This window comes from Candidatus Neomarinimicrobiota bacterium, assembly GCA_016784545.1.
Classification (GTDB): Bacteria; Fidelibacterota; UBA8477; order UBA8477; family JABMPR01; genus JABMPR01.
Map to the genome: position 1 here is coordinate 1 of JADHUM010000097.1, position 5,089 is coordinate 5,089.

Annotated in this window: 5 protein-coding genes; 4 read left to right on the forward strand and 1 reads right to left on the reverse strand. The window is 43.7% G+C overall.

Annotated elements, in window-relative coordinates; translation table 11 throughout:
* Nucleotides 1–176 precede the first annotated feature (176 nt).
* Nucleotides 177–1,565 carry an LPP20 family lipoprotein gene (locus ISR87_15165; GenBank protein ID MBL7026781.1) on the reverse strand — a complete coding sequence of 463 codons (1,389 nt, stop codon included), beginning with the start codon at nucleotides 1,563–1,565 and terminating at the stop codon, nucleotides 177–179.
* A 251-nt stretch (nucleotides 1,566–1,816) separates the two neighbouring features.
* Here ISR87_15165 and wecB point away from each other — a divergent pair, with 251 nt between their 5' ends.
* The 4 genes from wecB to ISR87_15185 all read left to right on the forward strand — a co-directional run.
* Nucleotides 1,817–2,881 (forward strand): UDP-N-acetylglucosamine 2-epimerase (non-hydrolyzing), encoded by a 1,065-nt coding sequence (wecB, locus tag ISR87_15170; GenBank protein MBL7026782.1) that lies wholly within the window; start codon nucleotides 1,817–1,819, stop codon nucleotides 2,879–2,881.
* A 149-nt stretch (nucleotides 2,882–3,030) separates the two neighbouring features.
* A complete protein-coding gene (locus tag ISR87_15175) occupies nucleotides 3,031–4,146 on the forward strand; it encodes a DegT/DnrJ/EryC1/StrS family aminotransferase (protein MBL7026783.1) in 1,116 nt (371 codons plus the stop codon).
* A gap of 47 nt (nucleotides 4,147–4,193) precedes the next feature.
* Nucleotides 4,194–4,538: a GIY-YIG nuclease family protein gene (locus tag ISR87_15180; GenBank protein MBL7026784.1), complete on the forward strand. Its 345-nt coding sequence runs from the start codon at nucleotides 4,194–4,196 to the stop codon at nucleotides 4,536–4,538.
* 30 nt (nucleotides 4,539–4,568) lie between these two features.
* The coding region (locus ISR87_15185) for a Gfo/Idh/MocA family oxidoreductase (GenBank protein ID MBL7026785.1) at nucleotides 4,569–5,089 on the forward strand (521 nt) is incomplete at its 3' end.

The following is a 5,089-nucleotide window of genomic DNA, read 5'->3' on the forward strand; positions in this document are numbered from 1 at the left end:
AAGAGTACTCGAACTGCCTGTCACATGCGTATCATTATCCTTCGAGACTGCCCTACGGGCACCTCAGGAAGACAAAACAAGATATTAAGTCTGTCTCGCTGCCTGCCAGGTCGTAGCCCTTCGGGCGTAGACTGGAGGGAACTCGAAGCGTGCAGGAGCTCTAATTACCTGATGACCTATTTAAGACTTTTCAAGATCTCCGGTAAAATAGTCACAATCATTTTATCAGTTGCTGTGTTAAATGCTTTATTCGCCGCATTGGTGTAATTCAGATCAATCCCTTTTTCTCGTGAGAGTGAATTTTTGTAGATCTCGGCTCCACTTTTCCGATCAACAACATTCAGGCTCACATCTGCAAAAGCCGTGTACATCCCGCTGTATTCCGTGCCCCTGGTCGCTGTGGCATTGAGGATCATCTGCCAATCCGCGTCCTTTGGGTTATCTACAAAATGGAATCCCTCGCCAATAAAGTGATTCTTTATACGAGGCTCCACCTGAAGCTGTTTCAAAGTCCTACCGTTAAATGATTCGGTCGTCTCCATATATATTGAAGGATTGGCCACATCTAAGATTATCCGGGTTGAGGAAAGGGGGATACTCCTGATGATCCCAATTAAAATGGGTGACTCAATACCGCTGATCAGTTGTTCAACATCAACACGAATCTCAAGAATTTGTAGCTTCAATGGGGCAGTAATACTGGTAACCTGGAGAGCGGCACTTCCCTGACTCCCAGTTTTTATGTTTTCCAGCAATTCCCCGGCTCCTTTTGTGAATTCTACCTTGAGCGGCAAACCACGCAATGCTACACCGTTGTTCCCCTTGGCAAAGACGGTCAGTTTCCCAGAGATGGGTTGTCCCAGTTTGGCCGATATATTTGACTGACTTGGAGAAAGATCGATACCTGCGAGCATTTCCTGTAGCTGGGTATTGACTTCATTACTGAGAATCACCTGACCACCATTGAAATCGACCTCCAGTGCTTCATTGAGATAGGGAAGCAGGGGCAGATAGGCTTGAATAGTAGCATTAAAGGATTCAGAAAATTGGCTTAACCCATCCGCGGCTTTGGCCTTACCTAAAAAATCTGTAGATAAGGCCAGGGCACTTTTTCGTTTTCTGGCTTGAATCGCTGCATACTGGGCTTTTGATAATCGGAAATAGGCATAATGATAGTTGGCATCCTGCCAGGTATCAACCAGCTCATGACCTTCCAGATCGGCCACAGCCTCTGAGCGGGCCGTTGCCAGATATTCTTCTTCGGTTATGGCACCCTTCTCAATTAGGGAGGTGACGATGTCGCTGGTAATTTTAACTGTAATCTGCGAAGCCAAATCAGCCAGAGCCAAATCCTGGGAGCTTTTCTGAGCTTCAGATCCATATTTATTTTTTGATGCTGAACCAATACCAAGATAATAGTTGGGGTCAACAGGTTGCTGGATCAGCCAGCTTGGTTTTGGTCCTGCTTGCATGGCCTCCGGAGTGGTGCCTGGATTTGGACCTGAACCACAGGCTGTCAGGAGGAGAAGCGCGCTTAGAATTGTGAGTGTTCTGATGTATTTCATAGGTACCCCTGATTAAATCAAATTAAGATATTGAATGGAAAATAGCTTTCGGGCATAAAATTCAAAATAGTCTATGAATTTACAATATATATTCAAAAGCTTCAGTGACAAATCTCATTCCCTGGAGTAGATGAATTGGATTAAATAGATTTACCATTAATATGTTACCCAATACATCTTTGATCGAACTTTTCAAGCGTGAATGAGTTCAAAGCTGAGTTAAAGGGGAAAACTGAAATGATGCTATCGAAATGAAAATTGTTACTATTATTGGTGCCCGTCCCCAGTTCGTAAAGGCCTCAGTTATCTCAAAAGCTCTACGAGAAACCGGTCATACTGAAATCCTGGTTAATACGGGACAGCACTATGATGACAACATGGCGCGCATCTTTTTTGAGGAAATGGGCATCCCCAAACCAGATTATGATCTGGGTGTAGGATCGGGAACCCATGCTTCCCAGACAGCTGGCTCTCTTGTTGGCATTGAAGAGATACTCCTAAATGAAAAGCCTGATTTTATCATCGTGTTTGGTGATACCAACGCCACACTAGCAGGAGCATTGGCCGCCGCAAAACTTCACATAAAAATTGTACATATCGAGGCGGGCCTGCGATCCTACAATCGCGAAATGCCTGAAGAAATAAACCGAGTTGTCACCGATGTACTTTCAAATCTTTTATTTGTCCCGACTCAGGTTGCAGCGGAGAATCTGAAGAAAGAGGGGATAACTGCAGGGATTCATGTTGTTGGTGATGTCATGGTGGATGCCTTAATGACATATACGAAAGTTGCAGAGCAGAGATCATGCATTCTAAATGATTTGAAACTGGAAAAGAATGAGTTTCTGCTCATGACCATCCATCGACCCTCCAATGCTGACCATGATGATAGATTGCTGTCCATTCTGAAGGAAGTTTCAAGCATTAATCTACCCGTCATTTTCCCGATACACCCTCGCAGTCGGCCCAGAGTAGAAAAGCTAATCAGTCAAACCGCCGGGAATATCAGGATCATTGATCCCGTAGGATATTTGGATATGATGATGCTTGAAAAATATTCCAGGACTATTATCACTGATTCTGGTGGAGTCCAGAAGGAGGCTTATTTGCATAAGACACCTTGCCTCACAGTACGAGGGGAAACCGAATGGGTGGAAACCGTAAGGGATGGATGGAATTATATTGTGGGAGATCATCTGGAGAAAATCCCCATTTTGTCAAATGATTTCCCGGCACCAGTGCAGTGGAATCCCCACTATGGGGATGGTCATGCATCAGACAAAATTGTTCGGCTACTTGAAGAGACTTTGGTGTGAGCTTTTAGTGATACTCCGTACCAACAATCATTTATATCTGGCCAAAAGGCTTCCCTTGGGGAATGATATTTGCTCAACAACAAGCGCATGAAAAAAGAGATCATAAAAATATTTTGAATAGAATTATTGATAAGTTAAGGAAAATCTAGATGCAATTTATTGATTTGGCAAAACAACAGAGTCTTATAAAAACAAACCTGGATAAGAGAATCCAGGACGTACTAGCTCATGGCAAATACATTATGGGTCCTGAGATAAAAGAGATGGAAGCCCAGTTGGCTGAATATGTTGGTGTCAAGCATTGTGTGAGCTGTTCTTCTGGAACAGATGCGCTTCTTATGCCCCTCATGGCCTGGGATGTTGGTCCTGGAGATGCCGTATTTACGACTCCATTTACATTTATTGCTACTGCAGAAGTGATTCAACTTCTCGGTGCCACACCCATATTTGTAGATATTGATCCCAAGACCTACAATATCTCCCCAGAACTTCTGGATGTTGCCATCAATCAGGTGATTGAAAAGGGTGAACTAAATCCCAAGGTGATTATTCCTGTGGATTTATTTGGTCTCCCAGCAGATTATGCTGCCATCGAGCTAATTTCTAAAAAATATGATATCAAAATCTTAGAGGATGCTGCCCAGGGTTTTGGGGGGCAGATTGACGACCGTATGGCCGGTAGCTTTGGTGATGCTGCTTCAACCTCATTTTTTCCTGCCAAACCTCTCGGTTGTTATGGTGATGGTGGTGCTATTTTTACTGACGATGATGAGCTCTATGAAAAGCTCGTATCTGTAAGAGTGCATGGTAAGGGTGGCGACAAGTATGATAATGTCCGTATTGGCATTAATGGACGTATGGATACACTCCAGGCAGCCATTGTATTGGAGAAATTCACAATCTTCCCCAATGAAGTAAACCTTCGCAATGAGGTGGCCAGCAAGTACAATGAGTTACTTTCAGACCGAGTAGTTGTTCCAAAGGTAGAGACTGGCTACACCAGCATTTGGGCTCAGTATTCTATTTTGGCCAAAGATGCTGATGATAGAACCAATCTGCAGGCAAAACTGAAGGATGCAGGCATTCCATCTGCTGTTTATTACCCAAAACCTCTGCATCAGCAAACAGCCTTTAATCATCTCTCTTATAAAGATGGAGATTTTCCAGTGAGTGAGGAAATGAGTCAACGCATTTTCAGTCTACCAATGCATCCATATCTTGAAGTCTCTGACATCGAAACGATATGCGGAGTGATCAACGGCTGAGAAACCGTATCTACTCATTTTCGAGCGTAGCGAGAAAACCTGGAAAAATGGCAAACAGCAGAACCTATTTTACCTACATCCTTGCGAACGCTAACAGACGTCTGTATATCGGAATGACAAACGATTTGGCCCGCCGACTTCGAGAGCATCGAACGAGTAAAAAGGGATTTGCTGCATCGTACAGAATAACGCGACTGGTTTATTATGAGGTATTCGAGGGGCCCAATGCGGCATTGGAACGTGAGAGAGTTATAAAAAAATGGCGACGAGAAAAGAAGATTCAGTTGATAGAATCGAAAAACCCGATGTGGGAAGAGTTGGTGGTTGCGGATGATGGGGGGATTTCTCATCCTTCGGACTCGAAATTAAGTAATCTGAATCCCAAGATTTAATTTATATATCGTATGAAATAGAGGAAAAATATGAACAAGAGGACAAAAATCTGCGTCGTAGGCGCCGGCCGCTGGGGAAGCAACCACATCAAGACCTTGAAAAATCTTGGTGCTTTAGCTGGTATAGTGGAATCCCGTGAGAATCGCCGGGAAGAATTGAAGACGCTATTCCCCGAGGCAACCCTTTTTCATAGTGTCAGAGATGTCCCCTTAGATGAATTCGATGGTTTCACAGTTGCTACCCCAGCTGAAACACATTTTGAAGTGGGTTCATATCTCCTGGAGCAGGGTAAACATGTTTTAATTGAAAAACCCATCGCCCTGAATACCAAAGAAGCAGGTGCCCTTAAAACCCTGGCTGATAAACATAAAGTTAATCTTATGGTAGGCCATGTATTGCTGTTTCATCCTGCTATTATCAAGATCAAGGAGTTAATCGACTCAGGGAAGATTGGCAAGTTAGAGTATATTTATAGCAATCGCCTGAATCTGGGTACAGTTCGTACAGAGGAAAATATACTCTGGAGCTTTGCACCCCATGACATCTCAAT

Excerpts from the sequence above, each read along its gene's own strand:
- ISR87_15180 (MBL7026784.1), top strand. The coding sequence starts at position 4,194 with ATGGCAAACAGCAGAACCTATTTTACCTACATCCTTGCGAACGCTAAC.
- ISR87_15175 (MBL7026783.1), top strand. The coding sequence starts at position 3,031 with ATGCAATTTATTGATTTGGCAAAACAACAGAGTCTTATAAAAACAAAC.
- ISR87_15165 (MBL7026781.1), bottom strand. The coding sequence starts at position 1,565 with ATGAAATACATCAGAACACTCACAATTCTAAGCGCGCTTCTCCTCCTG.
- wecB (MBL7026782.1), top strand. The coding sequence starts at position 1,817 with ATGAAAATTGTTACTATTATTGGTGCCCGTCCCCAGTTCGTAAAGGCC.